We start from the raw sequence: 3023 nt of genomic DNA on the forward strand, positions 1-3023 counted from the left end.
GCCGCGCGCCGCGTCGGCGCGGCGATCGCACGCCGGCTGCACGCCGGAGGCGCCCGCCTCGCCCTGCACTACCGCCACAGCGCGGGCGAGGCCGAAGCGCTCGCTGCCGAACTGTGCGCCCTGCGCGCCGATTCCGCCTTTACCGTGGGCGGCGACCTCGCGCGCTTCGGCGCCGCCGCGGAGATCGCCGCAGCGGTGCTGGCGCGCGGCAATCGCCTCGACGGCCTGGTGAACAACGCCTCCAGCTTCTTCCCCACTCCGCTCGGCAGCGTGGACCGCGCGGCCTGGGACGAGCTCATGGGCTCCAACCTGATGGGCCCGCTCTTCCTCACCCAGGCGCTCGCGCCCGCCCTGCGCGAGGCGCGCGGCGCGATCGTCAATATTGTCGACATCCACGCCCAGCGCCCGCTCGCCGGCTACCCGGTGTATTGCGCGGCGAAGGCGGGACTGGCGGCGCTGACGCGTTCGTTCGCGATCGAGCTCGCCCCCGCGGTGCGGGTCAACGGCGTCTCGCCCGGCCCGATCGAATGGCCGGAGGACGACCAGTTCCCGCCCGCCGAGCGCGAGCGCATCGTCGCCCACACCTTGCTCGGCCGCGTCGGCAGCCCGGACGACATCGCGCGCACGGTCGCCTTCCTGATGTTCGACGCACCCTACATCACCGGCCAGATCCTCGCAGTCGATGGCGGGCGCAGCGCGCATCTGTAGCCAAGGGTCGTTTCCGCGCCGGTTTCTGGGATAATTCGTACCTGATTTTCCCGACGAGCATCGACCGTGACCGCAGCCTCCGCCCCCGCCGCCGCCCTCCCCACCACCGAGGCCGGCGGAGACGCCCGCTTCTCCAACACCTTCCTGCGCCTGAAGAAGAAGCTCGAGCGTGGCGTCGGCGAGGCCATCGGCGACTACAACATGATCGGCGACGGCGACACCGTGATGGTGTGCGTCTCCGGCGGCAAGGACTCCTACACCCTGCTGTCCTGCCTGCTCGCGCTGCGCGAACGCGCCCCGGTCGACTTCCGCATCGTGGCGATGAACCTCGATCAGAAGCAGCCCGGCTTCCCCGACCACGTGCTGCCGGCCTACTTCGAGTCGATCGGTGTCGAGTATCGCATCGTCACCGAGGACACCTACTCGATCGTCAAGGACAAGATTCCCGAGGGCAAGACCACCTGCTCGCTGTGTTCGCGTCTGCGCCGCGGCATCATCTACCGCACCGCCACGGAGATCGGCGCCACCCGCATCGCGCTCGGCCACCACCGCGACGACATGCTCGAGACCCTGTTCCTCAACATGTTCTTCGGCGGCAAGATCAAGGCCATGCCGCCCAAGCTGGTCAGCGACGACGGCAAGCACGTGGTGATCCGCCCGCTCGCCTACTGCACCGAGGCCGACATCGCACGCTTCGCGCGCACGATGGACTTCCCCATCATCCCGTGCAATCTGTGCGGCTCGCAGGAAAACGCCCAGCGCAAGCTGATCAAGAACATGCTGCAGGGCTGGGCGCGCGACTACCCGGGCCGCATCGAATCGCTCGCCACTTCGCTGAAGAACGTGGTGCCCTCGCACCTGTCCGACGCGCGCCTGTTCGACTTCGTCGGCCTCACGCAGCACACCGTGGTCGAAGAAGGCGACACCGCCTTCGATCCGCCCGAGCTGCCCGACCGTACGCTCGGCGCCAGCGTGAAGCTGTTCCGCGCGGGCGACCAGGAAGAACGCGAATGCGCCTGAGGGAGGCGCGACCGCGCCTGATTCGGATGCCGACGCCGGCGCCTTGCGGATCCGGTGCGACATCCCCATGATCCTGTTCCGGGCCGGCCACGCCAGCCGCCAGATCTGACACGGAAAACCCTGCGATGCCCGAGCGAAAGAACCTCTGCGTGCTGGTCGCGCTCCATCCGGTGGATGCGGTGCTCGCCGAACGCCTCGGTGCGGACGAGGCGCGCCATGCCGCCGAGCGTCACGCGCGGCGGATCGAGCGTGCGATCGTGATGCAGGGCGGCCAGGTCCTGCTCGGCGGCGCGGAGCAGACCATCGCCGGATTCGAACGCAGCGACGCGGCGGTGCACGCGGCGAGCGAGGCGCTCGACCGCATACACGGCCTTCCACCCCTGCTCGGCAGCAAGCAGACGGTACGCATCGGCGTGCACTATGGGGTCCTGGACAACGATGGCGAGGAGCCCGCCGGAGAGGGTCCAGCGGTGGCCCGCCAGCTCGCCCATCTGGCCGAGAGCGGGCAGGCGCTGATCTCCGGCACCGCGGTGATGGTCCTCGGCGGTGCCGCACGGCAACAGGTCGGCTCGCAGCCGCTGAGCGGTCCGGTGTGGACGCGGGTCGGCATCCCGGTGCATGCGATCGGACAGCGCAGCGGTCTGGTCACCTCGGTTCCCGGCGCAGCGCGGCTGTCGAGCCGGCTGCGCCTGCGCCACCAGCAGGAAGTCCTGTTCGTGGAGGAGTTGCGCCCGGTGCTGCTGCTCGGCCGCGAGCTGGCCAACGACGTCACGATCATGGATCCGCGCGCCTCGCGTCAGCATGCGCGCATCGAGCGCCGCCCCGAGGGCTTCGTGCTGTTCGATCAGAGCACCAACGGCAGCTTCGTCGCCATCGAGGGCAAGCCGGAGTGCTTCGTGAGACAGGAGCAGATGCTGCTCGACGGTCCCGGCCGGCTCGGCTGCGGCTTCTCGACGACCGAGCTCGAGCGCGACCTGGTGTTCTTCGACATCGTCTGAGCCCCGCGCGCGGGAGAAGGGCGTGCGCGGGGGACACAGGCGCCCGCCCGCGCGGCACGCCCGCATGGAAACGACCGGATCAGCCGCTCATGCATTCGCCGATGAAGGCCTTGCGCTTGGCCCCGCGCAGCGACTGCTCGGTAGCCGCACGATTGCAGGCCTTCTGCCTTGCCATGTCCTCGCTCGAGACCTTCTGTGCGGAGCCCGCTGTCGGCGCGACCGCAAGCGCAGGTGCGGCTGCACCGGCCGCGCTCGCGGCCGTCGCCGCGGCCGCCGGTGCGACGGCCGGGGCCGCTG

4 protein-coding genes are annotated in these 3023 nt (G+C 70.2%); 3 read left to right on the forward strand and 1 reads right to left on the reverse strand.

Going from position 1 to position 3023, the window contains the following annotated elements:
- The 3 genes from C665_RS18955 to C665_RS18965 form a co-directional block, all read left to right on the forward strand.
- Positions 1–708: pteridine reductase (locus C665_RS18955; protein ID WP_004327331.1), on the forward strand; the 708-nt coding region annotated here is incomplete at its 5' end.
- A gap of 66 nt (positions 709–774) precedes the next feature.
- On the forward strand, positions 775–1728 hold the full coding sequence (gene ttcA, locus C665_RS18960) for a tRNA 2-thiocytidine(32) synthetase TtcA (protein WP_004327333.1): 954 nt from the start codon (positions 775–777) through the stop codon (positions 1726–1728).
- Positions 1729–1853: 125 nt separating this feature from the next.
- On the forward strand, positions 1854–2726 hold the full coding sequence (locus C665_RS18965; RefSeq protein WP_004327335.1) for an FHA domain-containing protein: 873 nt from the start codon (positions 1854–1856) through the stop codon (positions 2724–2726).
- 79 nt (positions 2727–2805) lie between these two features.
- Here C665_RS18965 and C665_RS20805 read toward each other — a convergent pair.
- Positions 2806–3023 (reverse strand): PsiF family protein (locus tag C665_RS20805; protein WP_004327337.1); only part of this gene is annotated, 218 nt, incomplete at its 5' end.

Origin of the sequence: Thauera aminoaromatica S2 (assembly GCF_000310185.1) — a bacterium.
GTDB lineage: Bacteria > Pseudomonadota > Gammaproteobacteria > Burkholderiales > Rhodocyclaceae > Thauera > Thauera aminoaromatica.

Bases quoted from the DNA above. Each gene is read 5' to 3' on its own strand.
- C665_RS18965 (WP_004327335.1), top strand. From the start codon at position 1,854: ATGCCCGAGCGAAAGAACCTCTGCGTGCTGGTCGCGCTCCATCCGGTG.